A 21,394-nucleotide genomic window follows, 5' to 3' on the forward strand; every position below is an offset into this window, starting at 1 on the left:
GCTTTGTAGCAAACCTGTTGCAGTATGCTACAAATCTATACAGCAAGCAGCTGGCTATTTTAGAGTGCTATTAGATAAAATGCTCGCTTCTTCGCCTTCTTTTAAGCATTGCTTTTTGAGTAGGCGCGTAGTTTGCTTATCCCAGGCGCTACTTTTAGCTTCGTCTCCTATGTCCTCATTGATTTCTACCGCCAGCTTTGCCTTACTAGGGCTCTATTCAACCCATTTGTTGGCGGAAGACGTTTTGCAAACTGCACCCGAACCGACTACAACTGTTCAGACGCCTGCTACATCAGCTACACCAACCGCCACTCCCGCAGTTATTCCAACTCCATCTGATACACCAGATACGCCAGCGCCTAAAAAGAGGCATAAAGAGGTGCTGACAGATTCATCCGTGCCCAAGGTCGTGATTAGCGGTGCGGGGCAAACTGATCTTGATGTACGTCGGCAATCTACGGCGTCAAAAATAATCATTGGACGCGAAGAGCTAGATCGGGATGGAGATAGCTCGGTCGGTGAGATTTTAAAACGCCTGCCCGGTGTGACGGTAGGTGGCAAGCCAGGGCGCGGCGGTGACATTCGGATGCGTGGCATGGGTAGCGGCTATACCCAGATTCTGGTGAATGGCGAACGTATGCCGCGTGGCTTTTCGCTGGATACTTTATCGCCCGATCAGGTCGAGCGGATTGAAATAATTCGTGCGCCAGTGGCTGAATTTACGACGCAAGCCGTTGCCGGTATTATTAATATTGTGCTGCGCGAAGATTACAAACAAAAAGACACGCAGCTCAGGTTGTCGGATGGCGTCGAGCAGGGGCGTAATGCACCGAATCTGTCTATTTCTACACCGGGTGAAATTGGTCAGTTGTCTTACACTTTATCTGGCTCTATTTTTCAAAATAGACGGCGTGATGAAGCCTTTACTGATAATTTGATTAATGATGAGCCAGGCCAGAAAATTGTTGATCAGGATATCGGTGTCACCAACGGTGTACATCTCACTCCACGGTTTGAATATAAGTTTTCAGATAGCGATAAATTGGTGATGCAGCCATTTGTCATGTTTGCTAATACGCAGACTAACGGCACTAGTGTGCTGGATCAATTAAATGATCAGGTCGCCCCTTATCAAAATGCTGTGTGGCATACCGGTGTTAATTCATTCGTGTCGCGACTCTTCACCAATTACACCCATCGACTGGAAGATGGTGCCAAGCTGGAATTGAAGTTAGGCACGGGAAAATCAGAAAACAGTACGATCACTGATCGGGTGCAAACCGGCGACGCAACCGGTTATCAGGACTTGCTCACCACCAGCCATACTGAAGACTTTAATACCAGCGTCGGCGCAAAATATTCAAAAATATTTTCCAATGGACACAGCTTGGTGACGGGTGTTAGTGCCGATTGGACGCGTCGTAATGAAACCGAAGTGGCGACCGATAATGGCGCACCGACATTTGATAATTCGGGCGACAATTTGAGCGCCGGAATTCGTCAGTTGGCAGGCTTTGTGCAAGACGAATGGGACATTAATCCCAACTGGGCAGCCAATGCGGGTCTGCGTTGGGAAGGGATTCAAACTACCAGCACATTACCAACTGGTGAAATACTTAATCAAAGCAGTGTTTGGAGCCCCTTGTTGCATTTGGTCTACCGTATTCCAGATACGAAAGATCAAATCCGCATGAGTGCGACGCATAGCTATCGCCCTCCGGTGCTAAATGACCTGATCGCGTTGCCGGCACTCTCGCAAAACAATAGCCCGATCAGTCCGGACCGGATTGGTAATCCTAATTTAAAACCGGAATTAGCCAATGGTATCGACGTGGGCTATGAGCACTATATTTCGCATAGCGGTATTCTGGCTGCGAATTTTTTCTATCGTGAAATTCACGATTTAATGCGCCATGAAGTGTCCTTGGTTGATGGGCGTTGGGTGTCGGCACCGGTGAATTTGGCAAACGCCCAGACGCACGGCATTGAGTTGGAAGCCAAGTTTGATATAGTCGATTTTTTCCCAGAAGCACCGGCAATTTCTTTGCGCAGTAATTACAGCCATTTTTGGTCGCAAGTCGCTGACATACAAGGGCCGAATAACCGGATTGATCAACAGCCTTCGCAAACTGCGAATCTTGGTATGGATTATAAAATGGCGACATTGCCATTAACGCTGGGTGGTAGTGTCAATTGGACGCCGGCGTACATCGTGCAAAGCAGCACCACGCAGGGAAATACAATTGGTTTGAAGCGACAGTTGGATATGTATGCGCTGTGGAAATTTTCTGCCAGCTCGCAATTACGTTTTGCGGTGAATAATTTGGTGAATAGCGATTATTTAACCAGCACGTTTTCTACTTTGGGCTATCCAGAGGTGTCCACGGTCGTTGCGCCTACGTACACAACGTATACCTTGCGTTGGGAGCTTAAATACTAGGTTTTTGTGCCCACATTGGCCAATGTAGTTGATATATAAATATTGAATCAGACGGTAGGGTGGGCACGGTTTTGTGCCCACGCGTTACTTTCGATTAATGATATTCTCACACAACTCGTTGTTTATTAACGGTTACGCGTGGGCACAAAACCGTGCCCACCCTACGCGCTGAAATTAAAATAGGCGACCCATCATCCACAACTCTGCAACAACCCTCTCAACCACTCGGGAAAAACTTGGTTTCCCTTTCCTTTTTACTATACTTACCCTGTCTTGCCGTAAAAAATCTGGCTCACTATTTGATCAGCAAAACATGTAAAGATGAAATTTACTGCGACCAAGGTCCGAATAAGCATCATCGTTTGTTCGCTACTGCTATGTATAGCGTGGGGAAGCGGCGCGTGGTTCTATGAACTTGATCAATTTAAATTGCGTACCAACAGCCTGATTGACAAGGAAAATGAGCACGCAGGAACCCGCGGTGAAACGATTTCAGCTGATATCCGACGTAGCCTTAAAGTAATGTATGGACTGCCAGAAGTGCTTGCTTCATGGCAAGAGGTTGTTAATGTGCTCAAACCACAACAACGGGCCAGTGACGCAATTAAGCAGCGCTTAGCAAAAGGCCGGGTCGATACGACATTGTCCGCCTTAGAACAAATCAATCATTTATTGCTGCTAGCCAAAAGTGATTTTTCGGCGGATGTGATCTGGATAATGGACGCGAATGGCAATTGTGTTGCTGCCAGTAATTTTGACCTGCCAACTTCGTTCATCGGCACTAATTACAAAGAGCGCGAATATTTTACTTCCGCGATGGGTGGCAATAACGGATACCAGTTTGCTGTCGGTAAAGTGTCGCATCAACCCGGGTTGTATTTTTCTGCTCCGGTGTACTTAAAGCAGAAAGTAATCGGCGTGGTTGTGGTGAAGGTGGACATTACCCGTTTGGCGCACAATATTGATATTTCCAATACCTTTTTGGTCGATGAAAATGGGGTAGTGATTTTGTCGGATGCAAAACATCTGGAAATGAAAGTCGTACCGGGTAACACCATTGATAAGATGTCCATAGCGCGGCGGCTCTCTGTTTATCAGCGCGAACAATTTGAATTGGTTCAGATTCATGCTTGGCCAGATAGTCGCTATGCGCGCTTGACCATGATAGAAAATTCTCCAGAAGCCTATGTGCTCAATATCACTAGCATTAATGGTGGCGAATTAAAAATTTATGTGCTGTCGCCAGCCAAAGAAATTGTGGTGCTGGATCAAGAATATTTTCGCTTGTTTTTACTCGTTACTTTGTGTGGTTCGGCTCTCATTATTATCGCGGCTGGCATCATTTGGTATGTGCATGGAAATCTTGTGACGAGCCAAATTTTACAAATGCAGCATGATGAGCTTCATGAAGCGCAGCGCTTGGCGCAGATGGGTAGTTGGAGCTACGAATACGCATCAAGACAGCTGCATTGTTCCGATGAATTAATCCATAATTTTTTTATGCTGGAAAAATTAACGGTCAAGCCGACGCTTGATCATATCTTGGTGAACATTCTGCCTGAAGATCAGGAGCGAGTGAAGAAAGTCTTCAATGAGGGCTTAAAAACCGGTAACGGTTACACGGTCGAATATCGAATCATGCGCAAAAATGGTGAGATAAGGAATGTCATCGGCAAAACAATCATTGAGAAAAATGAAAAAGGCCAACGCATCAAAGTAACCGGAACTTGCCGGGATGTAACCGAAGAGCAGCGTGTATTACGTGCGATTGAAGCTAGTGAAAATCATTTGCGCCGAGTCTTGAATTCATCGCTGATCGGCATTATTCAAGGCAATGATACGGGCGTTATTTGTGAAATGAATAAAGCTTTCATGGCGCTGACGGGATATACCAAGGCGCATTTATTTGAAAATAAACTCAGATGGAAAGACATTGCCGCTGTTGAATACCAGCAGCTTGATGCAGCGAATATTTTTGGTCAGATCGATACACCAATACCATTTGAAATGGAGTTGAAATGTAGCGACGGTAAGTTACTGCAAGTGTTGATCGGATTGGCAAAGATTGAAGAGCTGCGTAGTGAATGGGTTTGCTTTGTTTTAGATCTGTCAGAACGGAACCGGATGAGTCGGCTCAAGTCAGAATTCATTTCTATCGTCAGCCATGAATTGCGCACACCGCTTACTTCAATACGCGGCTCGCTGGCTTTATTGGAAGGCGGAATTACCGGAGAGCTGGAAGAAAAAAGCATGGAGTTAGTGAAAATTGCGCACCGCAATAGCCGTCGCTTAATTGATATCGTGAATGATATTTTGGACATGGAAAAACTTGACGCCGGAAAAATGGTGTTCGAGATGCGATCAATTGAAATCACGTCGGCAATCAGGCAGGCAATCGAGGTGAATCAGGCTTTTGCGGCCAATTTGAATGTGCGCTATGTGATGCACTCCTTTCCAGAGCCGGCCTATATATGGGGCGACGCAAATCGCTTAATGCAAATTTTGACTAACCTGTTGTCGAATGCGGCCAAATTTTCTCCTTCCGGAGCGGAGGTTGAACTTCGATTGTGCAAAGCAGAACATCATTGGCGGATTGAAGTGCATGATACCGGACCGGGAATACCGGAAGAATTCCGCGGCAGAATATTTGGTGCTTTTGCTCAAGCCGAAGATGCTAATACCCGGCAAAAAGGCGGTACTGGATTAGGGTTGAATATTACTAAAATCATGGTTGAGAAAATGGATGGAAAAATTGGTTTTGATTCGGAAGAAGGGCAGGGGGCGACATTCTGGGTGTCATTTACAGCGTTGTAATTGATGATAAAAAGTATTGAAAAAGTTGATATGGACAATGAAAAATAACCCTGCTCAATCAGAACATCTGGCCGACGGAATGTCGGCCGACGTTGACGCCAAGTTGAATGCGAACCCGCCGTGGCAGGTGCGCCACCTGGTCACGCATAAAAACTTTCCAGTACTGGTCAGTTTTGCTGCCTTCTTCGCGGTGACGCTGCTTGGATGGTTGCTTTTGTCGCGGATTGTTACGCTTTCCAATAGTGCAGAATCCACTGGTTTGGTGCTGACGCTCGTGGTGTTTGTCGTGGGCGCAAGTATCAGCCTGTTATTATTTCTTTTAATGTCGACCAACCTGCAACAGCGTGACCGCGCCTTGGGCATGGCGCATGCCATGACAGAAGAAATTCGCCTTCAATCTGAAAAATTAAGCTTTAGCCAGGAACGTTTTGAACTTGCCATTCGCGGCGCTAATGACGGTTTATGGGATAGAGATCTCGTGCAGGGAACGGCTTACTACTCACCGCGTTGGAAGTCGATGCTGGGTTATTCCGAAAATGAACTGCCTAGTTCGCAAGAGGAATGGATGAAACGCGTGCATCCGGAGGATTTAGCATTCATTCTAAGAAAAGAAAAATTATGTTTAGACGGAAAAATCGAACGCTTCCAAAATGAATATCGATTGCGGCACAAGAATGGTAGCTATATCTGGATACTGGATCGCGGTTTAATTTTATTTAATGCGAACGGAACCGCGACCAGATTCATCGGCGTTATCAGCGACATCAGTGAGCAAAAGCGATTGGAAAAATTAAAAAGCGAATTTATCTCCACCGTCAGTCATGAGTTGCGCACTCCGCTCACCTCAATTGCCGCTTCACTTGGTTTGTTGGAAGCAGGGGTGTTCGGTGAACTGCCTTCAAAAGCACTGGGCTTGGTTAATATTGCGAGCAAAAATAGCAAACGGCTGACTACGCTGGTGAATGATATTCTTGATATGGAGAAACTACTTTCCGGTAAAACAGTATTTCGGACGGATGAGATCGACTTGGTTGAATTAATTAAGCAATCTATGGAATTGAATGCCGAATTTGCCAGTTCATTCGGCGTGAACTTTACCTTGTCATCGAGCACTGGATTTCGCAGTGTGATTGGTGATAAAGACCGCTTGTTACAAGTGATGGCTAATCTGATGTCGAACGCCACCAAGTTCTCGCACTTTGGCGGTTCCGTTGAAATTCGCCTGGTTCAGCAAGACAGGTGCGTCAGAGTGGAAATTGAAGATCGCGGTGCCGGTATTCCTGTGGATTTTCGACACCGTATGTTTGGTGAGTTTGCGCAGGCAGATAGTAGTGATACCCGTCAGCAGGGCGGCACTGGGTTGGGGCTGAATATTACTAAAAAACTGGTGGAAAGAATGGGGGGGGAAATCGGCTATATATCCGAATTTGGGCAAGGCTCCACTTTCTGGTTCACCATGCCATCGACTTCATCATGGCATTTTAGTGTTAAAACCTAGCCCGCTATTTTTTTGACATGGTTTTCACTCATCCAAACCATAAATTTGCGCTGGTCGCGAATGAATTCTAATCGGCCTTGTAGCGCTGCAATATCATCGGATTTAAGTATCTCATTGATGCGTTGCTCGAGTTCACTGGCGCGATCGCCCAACTCAGAAAATCCAAAACTACCTGATGAGCCAGCCAGGCTATGAAGCAGCCGGTAGAGTAATTTCCACGGTGCCGGGTCCTGGGGATCTAAGCTGATTAAGTTTAATTCTTTTTCCATTGCGGCGATCATGGTAGGGATTCGGCCGATAAAACCTTCACCTAGTGCGCGCATGGCCTCTGCCAGTTCTTGGGCCTGGGCAGCAGTTTGTTCATTGTATTTTGACTTGGATTCATCACTCATACGCTGACACATTCATTCCATAACTGGCGTATTTGTTCTGCCAGTTGCATTGGGTCAAACGGTTTGGCGATTACGCCGATGGCACCGAGCGATTTGTAGTAAGCCACTTCGCTTACCTGTACTTTTGCCGTCATAAAAATCACCGGCGTATTTTTTAAGCTGGGTATGCTACGCAAGTGTTTTAAGGTGGTTGGCCCATCCATTTCCGGCATCATTACATCGAGCAGCATTAAATCAGGGGCAAATACGATAGTAGAAGGATTAAGCGCTTCTTTGCCAGAACTACAGCTGAGCAAGGTTAACCCGCCGACAATTTCGAGCGCTATTTTGGCCACGGATTGAATATCTAAGTCATCCTCAACATAAAGGATTTTAGTTAATGTGGGCGCCATCATTTTCTCCTTAAGCACCATCGCAGTTGAAACCGCAACACCTATTTTTAGTATAGATCTTAGCTAACTATTTCTTTTGATATTGTTAAAGATAATTCGTTAAATATAACAAAATTCTCGAGAAGTTTTAGCCTATCACCTAAGTCTAGGCGATTAACGTGTAAACGATAAGGTTAATTTATTTCTCGATGGAAACCTTGGTTTATTTCTGAATTAGTATTGCAGTGAAGAATTGTAATTACGGTATAGCACAAAGTTTGGCATTTTTTTAGTAAAACGAGGCTCTCAACAGTTAGTTTCAAGCGCTCGTTTTTAGTTTATTTTACTTCGCAGCGTAGCCATTAACCCACCAACGACTGCCGGCAGAGGGGGCATTGATGGCAAGTGCCTCACCCATTTGCGGTGTGCTAATTGAAATACCTTTGGAGGCGGCAAGTTGGGTGATTTTATCGAAGGGATCGTCCCAGGCATGGAGCGCTAAATCAAACGTACCGTTATGGACAGGCAGCAACCAGCGGCCACGTAAATCCTGATGTGCTTGCAGCGTTTCTGTCGGCTGCATGTGTACGTCCGGCCATTCTGCATCGTAAGCGCCGGTTTCAATCATGGTCAGATCAAACGGGCCATAGGTGTCTCCTATGCTCTTGAAACCATCAAAATAACCTGAGTCGCCGCTAAAAAAGAGTCGCAGTTCCGGCGTGAGAATTACCCAGGAAGCCCACAAAGTCTGATTTGAATCGGTCAAACTTCGGCCGGAAAAATGCCGTGCCGGTGTGGCGACGAAGCGGATTTTGCCAATAGTCGTTTCCGACCACCAGCCCAATTCTTGCACCTTGTGAGCAGGAATGCCCCAATCGATCAACCGCCGCCCGACACCGGTTGGCGCTAAAAAGTGTTCCACTTTATCAGCCAATGCCAAAATCGCGTGGTAATCAAGATGGTCATAATGGTCGTGCGAAAGTATCACGCCTTTGATGGGCGGCAAGTCGGCAATGCTGATGGGTGGTTGATGGAAGCGCTTAGGCCCCAACATAGAAAACGGCGATGCGCGCTCGGAGAACACGGGATCGGTCAGCCAGAAGGCATTATCCAGCTTGAGCAGCATGGTGGAGTGCCCGAGCCGGTACAGAGTCTGATCTGGCGCGGCCATTAGTTGTGCCTGAGTTATGTTTTGCACCGGAATGGCATGGGATGGTGTGGTATTGGCGGGCTTTTGAAAAGCAAAGCGCCAAGCCAATTTTATGGTCTTGATCAAGCCGGAACGAGCAATCGGGCGAGAATTGCGAAACTTTCCGTCTCGTTGTATTGATGCCATCAAAAGCGGATTGTCGCTAATTATTAAAGGAGCAGTCATAAGAATGGTCGCGGTTTAAAACTACACAGTGTAGTTTTTATTTTGCCGAATGTAAACTGATCAGTGTAAAATCTTGCTTTTACTAATTAAATGATAATTAATGTCTAAGCCTTTGACACTGACTGAGCGCAAGCGCATAGCAATTCTTGACGCCGCCGTTGCCGAGTTCCGTTTGCACGGATTTGATGCTACCAGCATGGACCAAATCGCACTGCGTGCAGAAGTTTCCAAACGTACGGTCTACAACCACTTCAGCAGCAAAGATGAATTGTTTGCGACGATGTTGATGCAACTATGGAATACCAGTGCGTCAACGCTGGATATCGCCTATCAGCCTAATATGCCTTTGGTTGAGCAATTAACAAAGATTGCCGCGCAGAAAATGTCCATGCTGTCAGATGGGAATTTTTTGGATTTGGCACGCGTCGCGATTGCCGCAACAATTCACTCGCCAGAGCGTGCGCAAGAAATGATAGCGCGACTTGGCGAGCGGGAAGAAAACATCACTCTCTGGATACGTTCTGCCCTGGCAGATGGCAAGCTTAAACCGCTAGATCCTCTATTTGCATCCAGTCAGTTGCAGGGGCTGCTGAAGGCCAGTGCGTTCTGGCCGCAGGTGGCAATGGGTCAGCCAGTAATTTCTGCTGAAAAGCAGCGGCAGATTATTGACGGTGCAGTACATATGTTTTTGGCGTGTTATGGCGCGGATGGTGCTGTTTAGTACTTAAAAAAAGCTCACTAAAAAGTGAGCTTTTTCTTATCCTCAATAAAGAGATATTTGCATCCATTTAAAATGGATTAGTTGATTAAGGCTATTTCTGCGTCTTGATTTTTATTATCCGGCTATCAAGAATTAAATCCCACCCTAACCGCCTGCGTATTTCATCGGTGGATGGCGGTGGCATTTTTTCAGCCTGTCGTTCATGCATGTAGTGACGGACTTGTTCTTTGGTTGGCATCATAGCCTCCAATTTGTTCAAACTAATAGGGCAATAATAAATCCCCGGGTTCACTTTTCATTGTAGGAGCATTCTATAAAATACCCAGCAATTTTGCGTTTAGTGGTTGGCGCAAAAACCAAGAACCCGTACTGATATTAACGTTCGTACTTGGTTAACGGCTGACATCCGTAAAACGTTAATTACCTTGAATGCACCTATGCTGAAAAAATTTCAATAATCCTTTTCAAATTTTTCTCATTAGTTAAAGTTAAGTACCAGCGATGTAGTTCCGTGCTCGAACATATGGTAAATTTGCAACCGGTTAGGGTATTTAATGAGGGGACGAAGAGTTGGTTCAGTGGGTTTGCCGTGTCATTGTGCTAGGTGTAATCACGACTACGCGTCTCCAGTTCACCCAGAAAATGTGACAAATCAACGAGTCGCATGGCAACCAAATGGCGCACGTTGTGTTGCGATTGCCACTTGCCATAAACGCCGAGCAGTCGCGCGTTTGATAATTCAATACGCTGTTTTTCTGCCAGATCAGGCCAGACGATGACGTTGACATTGCCAGTCTCGTCTTCGATCGTGACGAAGGTTACACCCTTTGCCGTTTCGGGACGTTGCCTTACTGTGACGATACCGCAGCCGCGCGCCAATTTTCCGTCAGGGTACGTATGCAAAATTTCCGACGTGGAAAAACGCATCGCCGACAGTTTTTTACGCAACAGTGCGAGTGGATGCCGACCCAGAGTCAATCCAAGGTGCCGATAATCTGCCACGATGTTTTGCCCTTCAGTCGGAGCCTCCAAATGTACTTCGGCTTCTTCTATCGTTGTCGGGCGCAACAACCCTTTATCGGGGACGCTGGCCACTGCCTGCCACAGTGCTTGACGGCGATTTCCTGCCAACGTAAATAAGGCATTGGCCGCAGCGAGTGCGCGGATATGTCTGGCATTTAACTGTGCACGACTAGCCAGATCACGCATATCGGAAAATGGTCGGATGGCCCGGGCTTCTTCGATGCGCCAGCCAGCTTCGCGCTCGAAGCCGCTGACATTGTTCATGCCGAGGCACACCGCAGCATCCGGCTCCAGCCTGGAATCCCAATCGCTGGTGGTGACATCCACCGGTAATACGACCACACCGTGACGCCGTGCATCTTGAATCAATGCTGAGGGCGAATAAAATCCCATCGGCTGACTGTTCAGCAAGGCGGTTAAAAATGCCGCTGGTTCGTGACACTTCAGCCAACTGCTGGCATACGCTAATAAAGCAAAACTGGAGGCATGCGATTCCGGAAAACCGTATTCGGCAAAACCGCGGATCTGGCTGATGATCGACGTAGCAAATTCAGGGCTATATTCACGTTCGGCCATGCCGGAAGTTAATTTTTCTTCAAATTGCTCCAGATTACCTTTGCGTTTCCATGCCGCCATAGCGCGCCGCAATTGGTCAGCTTCACCTGCAGAAAAACCAGCAGCAACCATGGCGATCTGCATTACCTGCTCTTGAAATATCGGAATGCCAAGCGTTCGGCTTAGTACGGCTTCCATTGCTGGTCCAGGATAGCTGATCGGCTCAAGACCCTGACGGCGTCGCAAATAGGGTTGTATCATGCCGCCCTGGATCGGCCCGGGACGGATAATAGCGATCTCGATGACCAGGTCGTAAAACTTCCTGGGCTGCAGGCGCGGCAACATCGACATTTGCGCGCGGCTCTCGATCTGGAACACGCCTATCGTATCGGCTTTGCAGAGCATGTCGTAAGTTGCTGAATCTTCCGCAGGAATGTCTTGTAACTCGAACGGTTCGCCGTTGCGCTGCGCGACCAGTTCCAGGGTGCGGCGCAGGCAACTCAGCATACCGAGCGCCAGAATATCGATTTTCATCAGGCCGACAGCGTCGATATCGTCTTTGTCCCATTGCACTACTGAGCGGTCAGCCATGGACGCGTTTTCTATCGGTACCAGACGCGACAGCTTGGTATGGGAAATGATGAAGCCGCCAGGATGCTGGCTGAGATGGCGCGGGAAGCGCATCAGTTTTTCTGCCAGCTCACTCCATTTTTCTGCGAGTGCTGAATCGGGATCAAAGCCGCATTCGGTCAAGCGTTGGCGTAAGTCAGCGCTTCCGTACCAGCCGTGACTAGCTTTAGCTACTTTGTCGACCACCGACAAATCGACACCCAGCGCCTTGCCTACATCACGTAAGACACTGCGTGGTCGGTAGGTAGTCACGACGGCAGTTAATGCGGCACGTCTGCGACCGTACTTGTTGTAGATATACTGGATAACTTCTTCGCGGCGCTGGTGTTCAAAATCCACGTCAATATCGGGCGGCTCATTTCTTTCTTTGGAAATAAACCGCTCGAATAACAGAGTACTTCGTGCTGGATCTACTTCGGTGATACCCAAGCAATAGCACACTGCGCTATTGGCCGCCGATCCGCGCCCCTGACATAAAATTCGCTGCGCACGGGCGAAGCGTACGATGTCGAACACGGTCAGGAAATAGCTTTCATATTGCATCTCGGCGATGAGCTGTAATTCATATTCCAGCTGTGCCTGCACGTTTTTCGGTATACCTGACGGGTAGCGCCACTGCGCGCCGATATAACTTTCCTGACGTAGATAACTGGTTGGTGTTGCACCGTCGGGCACGAGTTCATCAGGGTAATCATATTTCAGTTCATCCAGAGAAAAGGTACACAGGCTGGCGACTTGGACCGTTTCATTTAATGCTGCACGCGTATACAAATTATTTAACCTGAGTCGGGAACGTAGATGTTGTTCGGCGTTCGGTGCCAACTGATAACCGCATTGCGCAATCGGCACACCGATCCGGATGGCAGTCATGGTGTCTTGTATCGGTTTATAGGAACGCACATGCATGCACACGTCGCCAGTGGCTGTCACCGGCAATCCATATTCTGTGGCAATGGCGTTGACGACTGCCTTGTGCATTTCATCCTGTACGCGATGGTGCAGGGTTAGCGCAATGCGCGCTCTGCCGGGCGCGCATTGTAATAGCCACGCGGCCTGACGTTCCAGTTTTTCATAGGCGATACCGTAGTCGGGTGCCAGAATAATTTGACAGTCGGGCAAACCTTTCAGATGTTTTAGTTCGTCGCCCGGATCGGCAATATCGCGCGGCCTGGCGAGGTAGCTGCCTTTTTCAATGCGAGTGCGCGCCACCGTAATCAGTTCGGACAAATTGCCATAGCCGTTTTTGTTCATCGCTAGAATGATTAGATTAAATGCATTGCTGCCGTCTTCCGGTGTGATGCGAATCTGACTTCCCACAATCAGATGTAAGCCGAGCCGTTTGGCTTCGACATGCGCCTTGACGACGCCTGCCAAGGTACATTCATCCGTTATTGCTAAGCTGTGATAGCCGAGCTTGACCGCACGTTGCACCAACTGTTCCGGTGATGATGCACCGCGTAGAAAGGTATAGTGGCTAAAGCACTGGAGTTCGGCATACGTCGATAGGGTGGAGGAAGAAGTGGACATGACGAATTTAAAATTTAGGCATACAGCCCATGCAAGAACCAGTGCGGTTCGCTCGTCCGTTCGAGATAAATCCAGTAGCAACTTGACTCGGTGTTTTGCGCTACAAAATAATCTCGGGCGATCGTCTGGCTATCCCACCAGCCGGCTTCAACGCGTTCTGGCCCACGCACCAATTTGAGGGGAGAGCCGTAGAAGGGACGGTCATCACGCATCAAGAGTGCAATTGGCTTGGCCAATATCCAGAATGGCCGCTCAACGATATTGCTACTCTCATTTTTATTGGATAACTTATCGGTAGCGGGCACCCACGTATTGCAAATCTCGGGGCGGTAATCGTCGACGCAGGCAGGTGTTAGCACATTGCTTTTTCCCAGCCGGGCAATTAATAATTCCAGCAAGCGATTTAAATCTGCTGGTGAGCCGCCTGGCTCAGGAAATAAGGACATGGTTGGTGGCAGCATCGCCGTCACTTTTCGAACTTCCAGGCGTATGGCGATCACCGGTGCAACTAGTTCTATCCGACCTAGCCGTTCCTGCAACAAGCGGATTAAGTGTTCTTCATGCCAGGCAGATTCTGCTAATCCAATTTCAATTTCTGTCGGAGCGATGGCGTAGCGACCACGTTCGTGTTCCAGATGAAGCACAAAAATGGATACGGCTTGCTGTAGCGATACCAGCCATCCGATGAGTTGCAGAATAAGACGGGTTGCACCAAACATGAGTGCATCGGCATGTTCGATACGATCAAAGGTTTCCATGCGAGCAGAAAATGTCGCTGGTGTTTTTATCCAGTCGAACAGTTCCGGCGCTAGACCATAGGCGCGATCAAGCTCTTCAAGCAGATGTTGATCGGTGCGACGTAATAAACCTGGTCGGGGCAATTTGCGTAAATCACCCAAAGTACACGCACCTATTCCAGACAGCCATTCCGCATAAGGCAGTGTCGCGGATAAGGATGTGCAGCTCAAATGATTCAGCAATGCAGTCAATGTCTTCATGGTTACAGCGCGGTGACGCAATGGACGAAATTTTTTGCGATGCGATCTGGATAGTAGCCACGCTCCGGTTGCGGTGGGTGCTGCGCCCAACGTCATAGTAAATCCCAATGCTTTGACGCTGGCATTGATTCGTCGGCAAATGGCAAGCGGGCCATTAAAAAGAGTCAGGCTGGCCGACACGTCTAGCAATATGCAAAAATCATCCGCACAAGTTACTTCCGGAGTGAATTGAAGTAGAGCGATTGCTATCGCATTCAGGGCGATACCTTCCTTATCTAAATTTCTGTCCAGAACAATGGTAGCGGGCGACACGGTCGCAACGCCGCCCGCGCGCATGCCAAAGCGCACTCCATTACTGAGTGCTTCGTGTGATGCGACTAGTACGCGTCCCTGCTGCAAGACGGCGTAACACCCCGGTTCAGACCAGGATGGGCGTATCGCTTCGAGCGGCAACAGCGGGACGTGTATGCATAACCACAGGCGCATTTTCTTTATCCGAATAGTGACGAGCCACCGGCATATCTGCCAGAGGAATAAATAAGTTCTGCTTTGCACTCGGGCCACGCCGTTTTACGATATTCAACGAAACTCCGCCAGCTGCGGGTCGTAGAGTAATGCGCAGAGACGCCGGTGATGCATCCATGCTTACGGCTAGCGGTCTCATCAGCCAAAGCCAGGTGTCGGTGCTCTGTGCCGCTAGATGAAGCCGCCGTAACGATTCGGTGCGTACATTCCCTTGCCATAAAATGACTGCACCGCAGCAGCCATTTTTAAGAATTTGTTCGGCGGCCCACAACCCGTCCGTTGCACTGGAAGTTTTAATCCACAGCAAATTGTTGATGTGTATTCCCCAGCTTTTACATGCCATCGCTTGTGGTAAATGCGGTGGTTGGATCAGGACTATCTTTTGAGTTTTGGATAACTGGGTCAGAACAGGTTTGAGTAACTGCATTTCGCCAATGCCAGGCTGCTGGAGCAATAATTCGATGAGTGCCGAGCGAGGCCAGCCTCTGCTGGGAAGTTCGTTATCGAATTCATCAAAACCGGTTGAGTAGGTTGCCGTTCTGCTGACGGCGAGTTCATTGGCACGCCATACGCCTGGGAAATCAAGTCCCTGCGCAGTACTGAATGCGCTATTTGGTTGTTGTAACGTTGACATAATTTCTTCCCTACGACGCATACATATACTGTTTATTTAAACAGTATATGTATGCGTGTCAGTATCGTCAAGGAGCATGATTGTCTATAGCTAAGTAAAGTTTATGTTGTGATATTTAGTTGATTTAAAATGATATAAATGACATCCATAGTTGTGGCTAATAAGGTAATTAAATATCGAGTTCCTAATGTTTTCCTAGCAAATAAAGGAGATTTTAAAAAATGCGAAGATAAATTAATGAGAGAGGAGAATCCGGAAAATGTATTTAATTATGTCTCTTTGTTTTTACCTCGCTTACTTGAGAGCAAACAAGCAGGAGGAAATGCGATCATTAACTCGCCAAAGAATTAAGGGAGGGAGCTTGAAATTGGATTAGGGGAGCGTCGGGCACCGTAGCCCTTGTAAAACGGTGCCCCCATCTCGATAACTATTTTTGCTTGCGGCATGTAGGTAAGGCGTGCGCGCAGAAAACAGTTGACTGTACTTAGACTGCACCTATGGAATGTGGCTCATTAATAAAGAACTGTGTCGTTCTTTAGTGGAGAGTTAGGATGCAGTGTCCATACGGAATAAAAACTGCTGTATTTACATATCTTTGTTCGTTACATAAATAGCGGTGGCCACGGATCGACCATTGAGGCGGAGGCATCCGGCGACATAAGCACGATGTAAGCAAAACACTTATTTCAGAATTTTTCGCGCCGCGGCAATAATCTGCCGCGACAGGTTTTCCATACGCGGCGACTGCACTTTCCAGGTGTGCCAGTACAGTGCAAGTTCCAGTGGCTTAGCTGGTGCCAGATGGGCCATTTTATTCTTACCGGCAGCCTTCAGTAGCAGTTCTGGCACCATGCCGTAACCCAGGCCATAGCGGATGGCGTTGAAGTGCGAAGCGCTGCCCGGAACGTAGTGGCAAGGAAAGGCGCCGGCTGGCAGCCCAAGCTTGCTGAGCAAGAACGACGACTGCAAGGTGTCTTTGTGCGTGTAGGCCACCACTGGTGCCTTGCGTGCCGCCTTGCGCGTCAATCCGTCGGGAAACCAGCGGTTGCGGAAATCTTCCGACGCTACCAACCAGTAGCGCATCACGCCGAGCAGCTCGGCCGAACAGCCGCGCATCGGTTTCGGTTCCGTGCTGATACAGCCGATTGCCAGTCCGGTCTCCAGCAGCGAATAGGTATGATCCTGGTCTTCCACGGTCAGATCCAGCAGCACGCGTTCGCGGATCAGTACATCTGACAATGCAGGGAAAAACCAGGTACCGATTGAGTCTGCGTTGAGCGCCAGCACCAGCGTTAGCGGCGCGTCCTGCTGTACCGCCAGTTCGGCAGCAAGGTCGGTTTCGAGCAATTTCGCCCGTTTCAGATATTGCATCAGGCGCTGTCCCATACGGGTTGCTCGTGCTGGCCGGCTGCGCACAATCAATGCATTACCTAGCTGGCTTTCGAGCGCCCGCACGCGAAGTGAAATTGCTGGTGAAGTCAGGTGAAGGCGCACGGCGGCCTGCTCGAAACTGCCGCTCTCAATCACTGCGCGAAACGCTTCAGTGTGTTTGGGATTCAGATTCATCCTAGCTGTCCTTAGATAAGAAATATTTATGATTACTTAATAATACTTAATTATGCTAAGTATATATCTTGCGTCCCTCACAATAGCTTTCACCAAATTCATTCACACCGCGTTCGCCTTCGATTCGTTCGCTATTTCAACAGGAGCGAGCATGCGGCCAGCAGCCCAGCAAACAACATCTGAACTTCCCTTTCGTCTCAAATTCATTCTCGGTTTTAGCATCGGTTTAATACTGGCTGCCAGCCTCGCCGGCGGCTACTGGCTGCGTCAGGCATGGCGACAGCTTCCTGCCGTTGATCATCTGAATCAGTACAGCCCAGCCTTGCCATTGCGAATTTATTCCAGCGAAGGAATCCTACTGGCGGAATACGGTGAAGAGCGTCGTCAATTTCTCCCAATCGAGAAAATTCCGCTGGTGATGCGGCAGGCCTTGCTGGCGATTGAAGATGCACGTTTCTATGAGCACGGCGCAGTCGACTTCACCGGCTTGCTGCGCGCCACCTTGGCCAACCTGGGCAGCGGACGGCAAGGTCAAGGCGCCAGCACGATTAGCATGCAGGTAGCGCGCAGTTTCTTCCTGACGCGCGAGAAAACGCTGCAGCGCAAGTTGAACGAAATTCTGCTGTCCTATAAGCTGGAACAGCGCTACAGCAAGGACAAGCTGCTGGAGTTGTATATGAACCAGATTTATCTCGGTGAACGATCATATGGTTTTGCGGCCGCGTCCAACATCTATTTCGACAAGCCGTTGGAGCAGATTAGTGTGGCCGAGGCCGCGATGCTGGCAGGCCTGCCGAAAGCGCCGTCGGCGTATAACCCGGTGGCAAATCCGCAGCGCGCGGCGACGCGCCAGCACTATATTTTGCAGCGCATGCTGGAACTCGGCTATATCAAACCTGAGGCTTACCAGCAAGCTATGGAAGAAAAACTGATCCTCAATCCCAGCCGTAATTCCTCGGTGCAGGAAGCCGCCTATGCAGTGGAAGAAGCAAGACAGCTGGTGATGCAGCTGTATCAGGAGCGCGCCTACACCATGGGGCTGGACGTCACCACCACGATCCAGATGGCGCCGCAGTTAGCAGCCGACAAGCAGCTGCGTTCCGGACTGCTGGACGCGCAGGGGCGCCGAGGTTATCGTGGTCCCGAAGCGCAGCTCGGTACCAGCGCCCACAAACACGCGAATAGCACTCTGAACAAGCTGTTGTTGCCTTATCCGGACAGCGGCGAAATCCTCGCTGCACTGGTCACGGAAGTATCTCCGAAACAGATCAAGGCGGTCCTGCGCAATGGCCGAGTGCTGCAGATCGGTGCCATTGATCCGCGCATCGCCGGCGGTTGGGCTAAGTTGCCGGCCAGCGGCAAACGCATGATCTCCGTAGGTTCTGTCATCCGTACTTATCGCGATAGTTCTGAGCGCTGGCTGCTGAGCCAGGCTCCGGAAATGGAGGGAGCGCTGATCTCGGTCGACGCCAAAACCGGCGATATCCTGGCGCTGGCCGGTGGCTTCGATTTTTTCCGCAATCCTTTCAATCACGCCTTGCAGGCATACCGCCAACCCGGTTCCAGTTTCAAGCCCTTTGTTTATTCGGCGGCCTTGGAAAAAGGGTATTTCCCGGGCACCATGGTCGACGACACGCAGCGCGTCCTGTTACCGCAGGATACCGGTGCTCGTTCCTGGCGACCCCGTAACTTCGGTGATAATTATGAAGGATTCATCACTGTCAGGCGCGGCCTGATGCGTTCCAAAAACCTGGTGGCGGTGAGCCTGATGCAGGCCTCCGGCGCCGCCTATGTGCAAGAATTTGCAACGCAGTTCAGCTTCCTGCCTGAACGCAATCCGGTCTCGCTGCCGCTGGCGCTCGGCGCGGGAGCGGTGACGCCACTGCAGCTAGCGCAATCCTATGCTGTGTTCGCCAACGGCGGCTATGCCCAGGCTCCGCGCTTGATCAAGGAAATACGTGACCGCTCCGGCCAGGTATTGTTTGCCGATAGCGCACGCAAGAATCCGGGCAAGAAAGTCGTTTCGGCGCGCAATGCCTACATCATGGACAGCATGCTGCAAGATGTCGTGAAAGCCGGCACCGGCCATGGCGCCAAGGTACTGGCGCGCGGCGATACCGCCGGCAAGACTGGTACCTCGAACAATGCTTACGATGCCTGGTTTGCAGGTTATTCATCTGGCGTGGTGTCGGTGGTGTGGTTAGGCTATGATCAGCCCAAATCGCTGGGAAATACCACCGGCGGCGTAGCAGCCTTGCCGATCTGGAGCCGCTATATGCAGGTCGCCGTCAAGGACAGGAATGAGTATTGGCAGGAAGAACCTGCCGGGCTCAGCGTCGTCGACGGCGACTATGTCTATTCAGAATACCTGATGGGAAGTTGCGTGGCAGACAGCTACCCCTTCATCCACAGCAAGTTAACGTGTCAGGCCGGCGGCAGCAGCGACCTTACGCTTGAAAAAGAAGCCTTGAACGCAGCACAGGAGCGCGAGCAGATCCTGAAACTATTTTCTTCCTGAGACTAAGCCATGCTTCTGCATACCATCTATCTGATCGCCATCGTGGCGGAAGCGATGTCCGGTGCCATCATGGGCATGCGGCGTGACATGGACCTGTTCGGCATCTGCGTGGTCGGCACCATCACCGCGCTGGGCGGTGGCACCATCCGCGATATCTTGCTGGGCAATTATCCGCTGGGCTGGATCATTCATCCGCAATACCTGCTGTTCACCATCGGCGCTGCCATCGTCACCGCATTTGTGGCGCGTTTCCTGCATCATCTGCGCAGCGTGTTCCTGATGGTTGACGGTCTCGGCCTGGTGGCGTTCAGCGTGATCGGCTGCGACATCGCCCGCGCCAACGGCATGGTGCCGGGTATCGTGATCCTGGCCGGCATGATCACCGGCGTCTTCGGCGGCCTGCTACGCGATGTCTTGTGCAACGAAATTCCGCTGGTGCTGCAGCGCGAGCTGTACGCCACTATCGCGCTCTTCACCGGCAGCTTGTATGTTGGCCTGCTCTGGCTCAATGTTGATCCGACGATTGCGCCGCTGGTAGCGATCGGCTGCGGTTTTCTGTACCGCCTGCTGGCGATGCGTTTCCACTGGAAGCTGCCGAGTTTTAACGGCAGCGGTATTCGGGGATTTGAGTAGCTTCATGGTGATAATGATCAGGTAGTCCATGCGCCAAATCAGATCGCACTCCATTCTGATAATGGCAGTTTGAGGACTGAATCTGACTGAACTTTTTTCATTATCGCTGTCAATAATTTAGCAAACGTTTGCACGCAATGGTAACGGGCTAAATTATGTACCAAACATTCCCAGTGTTTGTTTCTCCATAAATCCGGCTACGGCGTCATATAACCATTACTTTGTAATTACTAATGAAAACACTTGGAGAGTTAAATGCGAAGAGTATCTCAATTAATTTTAATTTCATCTATATCAGTCGGATGCGCTCCTGGCTCAGGCGTAGATGAAGTTGCGCAGAATGATGAGACGGAGTCACATCAGAAGGCTAAGATAAATATAGATCCGCGTACGTTAAAAAAACTTAACATACTTCTTGAAGAGCGATCGCTGAATGCCGGTATCAGCACTGGTCAGATGATCGATTTGTTGTCTGGCGCTTTTTTAGAGACACCGTACCGTGCCAACATGTTGCAAGGGGCTGTAAATACGCCTGAGAAGCTGGTTATCGACTTTAGAGGTTTGGATTGTTTCACTTACCTGGATTATGTTGAAGCATTACGGAAATCAACATCGCAGACGGAGTTCGTAGAGAATGTAATTCAGACGCGCTATGTTGATGGCGATATTAACTTCTTGTACCGTAAGCATTTCTTTACCGATTGGGCGCATAGAGAACATAAACTTGCAGACGATATTACTGCCCTGGTCAGCCCTGATATCGTACGTGTTGAAAAATATCTTAATAAAAAGGTAGATGGTGAAACCTATTTGCCTGGACTGCCAGTTGTTGAACGCAGTATCAACTATATTCCAAGTGAATTTATTAATGACAAAGTTATTAGTCGTTTACAGACGGGTGATTTTATTGGTATTTACACCAAGCTTGCCGGGTTGGATGTGACTCATGTTGGCTTCTTTATCATGACGGATAATGGCCCGGTTTTACGCAACGCTTCTTCACGAAAAGAAAATGAAAAAGTCGTGGATTCACCTTTTATGGATTATGTAGCCAAAACACCAGGGATTATTATTTTACGAGCAAAACAATAACTTATTGACGATGTCATTAATATTGTAAGGGGGCAGAGCCCCCTATTGCATTAAAAAATATCTTGGTAACGAAATCCGGCAC

General features: G+C 49.1%; 16 protein-coding genes. 8 read left to right on the forward strand and 8 right to left on the reverse strand.

Annotated features, from left to right (window positions below):
* The first annotated feature begins 169 nt into the window (after positions 1 to 169).
* The 3 genes from S2091_RS07200 (at position 170) to S2091_RS07210 (ending at position 6,752) form a co-directional block, all read left to right on the forward strand.
* On the forward strand, positions 170 to 2,440 hold the full coding sequence (locus S2091_RS07200; RefSeq protein ID WP_165794938.1) for a TonB-dependent receptor plug domain-containing protein: 2,271 nt from the start codon (positions 170 to 172) through the stop codon (positions 2,438 to 2,440).
* 321 nt (positions 2,441 to 2,761) lie between these two features.
* A complete protein-coding gene (locus tag S2091_RS07205; RefSeq protein WP_105531121.1) occupies positions 2,762 to 5,254 on the forward strand; it encodes an ATP-binding protein in 2,493 nt (830 codons plus the stop codon).
* 37 nt (positions 5,255 to 5,291) lie between these two features.
* Positions 5,292 to 6,752 (forward strand): sensor histidine kinase, encoded by a 1,461-nt coding sequence (locus S2091_RS07210; protein WP_105531122.1) that lies wholly within the window; start codon positions 5,292 to 5,294, stop codon positions 6,750 to 6,752.
* Here the strand turns inward: S2091_RS07210 and S2091_RS07215 are convergent.
* The 3 genes from S2091_RS07215 to S2091_RS07225 all read right to left on the reverse strand — a co-directional run bounded on the left by S2091_RS07215 (position 6,749) and on the right by S2091_RS07225 (position 8,890).
* Positions 6,749 to 7,144 (reverse strand): Hpt domain-containing protein, encoded by a 396-nt coding sequence (locus S2091_RS07215; RefSeq protein WP_165794939.1) that lies wholly within the window; start codon positions 7,142 to 7,144, stop codon positions 6,749 to 6,751. The genes S2091_RS07210 and S2091_RS07215 overlap by 4 nt on opposite strands.
* On the reverse strand, positions 7,141 to 7,539 hold the full coding sequence (locus S2091_RS07220) for a response regulator (protein ID WP_105531124.1): 399 nt from the start codon (positions 7,537 to 7,539) through the stop codon (positions 7,141 to 7,143). The genes S2091_RS07215 and S2091_RS07220 overlap by 4 nt, the downstream gene beginning before the upstream one ends.
* A gap of 319 nt (positions 7,540 to 7,858) precedes the next feature.
* A complete protein-coding gene (locus tag S2091_RS07225; protein ID WP_207769653.1) occupies positions 7,859 to 8,890 on the reverse strand; it encodes an MBL fold metallo-hydrolase in 1,032 nt (343 codons plus the stop codon).
* A 100-nt stretch (positions 8,891 to 8,990) separates the two neighbouring features.
* Here S2091_RS07225 and S2091_RS07230 point away from each other — a divergent pair, with 100 nt between their 5' ends.
* Positions 8,991 to 9,611: a TetR/AcrR family transcriptional regulator gene (locus tag S2091_RS07230; protein WP_105531125.1), complete on the forward strand. Its 621-nt coding sequence runs from the start codon at positions 8,991 to 8,993 to the stop codon at positions 9,609 to 9,611.
* Between the two features lie 91 nt (positions 9,612 to 9,702).
* Here the strand turns inward: S2091_RS07230 and S2091_RS23995 are convergent, their stop codons facing one another.
* The 4 genes from S2091_RS23995 to imuA form a co-directional block, all read right to left on the reverse strand.
* Complete coding sequence (locus S2091_RS23995) at positions 9,703 to 9,852, reverse strand: hypothetical protein (RefSeq protein WP_165794940.1); 150 nt, start codon at positions 9,850 to 9,852, stop codon at positions 9,703 to 9,705.
* A 359-nt stretch (positions 9,853 to 10,211) separates the two neighbouring features.
* Positions 10,212 to 13,346 (reverse strand): error-prone DNA polymerase, encoded by a 3,135-nt coding sequence (locus S2091_RS07235; RefSeq protein WP_105531126.1) that lies wholly within the window; start codon positions 13,344 to 13,346, stop codon positions 10,212 to 10,214.
* Between the two features lie 14 nt (positions 13,347 to 13,360).
* Entirely contained in the window at positions 13,361 to 14,830 is a 1,470-nt protein-coding gene (locus S2091_RS07240; RefSeq protein WP_105531127.1) for a Y-family DNA polymerase, read from the reverse strand.
* The gene (imuA, locus tag S2091_RS07245; RefSeq protein ID WP_105531128.1) at positions 14,763 to 15,503 is read right to left on the reverse strand and encodes a translesion DNA synthesis-associated protein ImuA; all 741 of its coding nucleotides are present in this window, start codon (positions 15,501 to 15,503) and stop codon (positions 14,763 to 14,765) included. Before imuA ends, S2091_RS07240 begins: the two co-directional genes overlap by 68 nt.
* Positions 15,504 to 15,641: 138 nt before the next feature.
* Here imuA and S2091_RS07250 point away from each other — a divergent pair, with 138 nt between their 5' ends.
* Positions 15,642 to 15,854 carry a hypothetical protein gene (locus S2091_RS07250; RefSeq protein WP_105531129.1) on the forward strand — a complete coding sequence of 71 codons (213 nt, stop codon included), beginning with the start codon at positions 15,642 to 15,644 and terminating at the stop codon, positions 15,852 to 15,854.
* Between the two features lie 330 nt (positions 15,855 to 16,184).
* Here the strand turns inward: S2091_RS07250 and S2091_RS07255 are convergent, their stop codons facing one another.
* Positions 16,185 to 17,069: an HTH-type transcriptional regulator ArgP gene (locus S2091_RS07255; protein ID WP_105531130.1), complete on the reverse strand. Its 885-nt coding sequence runs from the start codon at positions 17,067 to 17,069 to the stop codon at positions 16,185 to 16,187.
* A gap of 151 nt (positions 17,070 to 17,220) precedes the next feature.
* On the opposite strand from S2091_RS07255, the gene S2091_RS07260 reads away from it, so the two are divergent.
* The 3 genes from S2091_RS07260 to S2091_RS07270 all read left to right on the forward strand — a co-directional run bounded on the left by S2091_RS07260 (position 17,221) and on the right by S2091_RS07270 (position 21,312).
* Positions 17,221 to 19,587, forward strand: coding sequence for a penicillin-binding protein 1A (locus S2091_RS07260; protein ID WP_105531131.1), 2,367 nt, complete (start codon positions 17,221 to 17,223; stop codon positions 19,585 to 19,587).
* Positions 19,588 to 19,596: 9 nt separating this feature from the next.
* Entirely contained in the window at positions 19,597 to 20,220 is a 624-nt protein-coding gene (locus S2091_RS07265) for a trimeric intracellular cation channel family protein (protein ID WP_105531132.1), read from the forward strand.
* A 255-nt stretch (positions 20,221 to 20,475) separates the two neighbouring features.
* On the forward strand, positions 20,476 to 21,312 hold the full coding sequence (locus S2091_RS07270) for a DUF1460 domain-containing protein (RefSeq protein ID WP_105531133.1): 837 nt from the start codon (positions 20,476 to 20,478) through the stop codon (positions 21,310 to 21,312).
* The last annotated feature ends 82 nt before the right edge of the window (positions 21,313 to 21,394 follow it).

The organism is Solimicrobium silvestre, from assembly GCF_002976435.1.
GTDB classification, from domain to species: Bacteria; Pseudomonadota; Gammaproteobacteria; order Burkholderiales; family Burkholderiaceae_D; genus Solimicrobium; species Solimicrobium silvestre.

Bases quoted from the DNA above. Each gene is read 5' to 3' on its own strand.
- S2091_RS07200 (WP_165794938.1), top strand. From the start codon at position 170: ATGTCCTCATTGATTTCTACCGCCAGCTTTGCCTTACTAGGGCTCTAT.
- S2091_RS07205 (WP_105531121.1), top strand. From the start codon at position 2,762: ATGAAATTTACTGCGACCAAGGTCCGAATAAGCATCATCGTTTGTTCG.
- S2091_RS07210 (WP_105531122.1), top strand. From the start codon at position 5,292: ATGAAAAATAACCCTGCTCAATCAGAACATCTGGCCGACGGAATGTCG.
- S2091_RS07215 (WP_165794939.1), bottom strand. From the start codon at position 7,144: ATGAGTGATGAATCCAAGTCAAAATACAATGAACAAACTGCTGCCCAG.
- S2091_RS07220 (WP_105531124.1), bottom strand. From the start codon at position 7,539: ATGATGGCGCCCACATTAACTAAAATCCTTTATGTTGAGGATGACTTA.
- S2091_RS07225 (WP_207769653.1), bottom strand. From the start codon at position 8,890: ATGACTGCTCCTTTAATAATTAGCGACAATCCGCTTTTGATGGCATCA.
- S2091_RS07230 (WP_105531125.1), top strand. From the start codon at position 8,991: ATGTCTAAGCCTTTGACACTGACTGAGCGCAAGCGCATAGCAATTCTT.
- S2091_RS23995 (WP_165794940.1), bottom strand. From the start codon at position 9,852: ATGATGCCAACCAAAGAACAAGTCCGTCACTACATGCATGAACGACAG.
- S2091_RS07235 (WP_105531126.1), bottom strand. From the start codon at position 13,346: ATGTCCACTTCTTCCTCCACCCTATCGACGTATGCCGAACTCCAGTGC.
- S2091_RS07240 (WP_105531127.1), bottom strand. From the start codon at position 14,830: ATGCGCCTGTGGTTATGCATACACGTCCCGCTGTTGCCGCTCGAAGCG.
- imuA (WP_105531128.1), bottom strand. From the start codon at position 15,503: ATGTCAACGTTACAACAACCAAATAGCGCATTCAGTACTGCGCAGGGA.
- S2091_RS07250 (WP_105531129.1), top strand. From the start codon at position 15,642: ATGACATCCATAGTTGTGGCTAATAAGGTAATTAAATATCGAGTTCCT.
- S2091_RS07255 (WP_105531130.1), bottom strand. From the start codon at position 17,069: ATGAATCTGAATCCCAAACACACTGAAGCGTTTCGCGCAGTGATTGAG.
- S2091_RS07260 (WP_105531131.1), top strand. From the start codon at position 17,221: ATGCGGCCAGCAGCCCAGCAAACAACATCTGAACTTCCCTTTCGTCTC.
- S2091_RS07265 (WP_105531132.1), top strand. From the start codon at position 19,597: ATGCTTCTGCATACCATCTATCTGATCGCCATCGTGGCGGAAGCGATG.
- S2091_RS07270 (WP_105531133.1), top strand. From the start codon at position 20,476: ATGCGAAGAGTATCTCAATTAATTTTAATTTCATCTATATCAGTCGGA.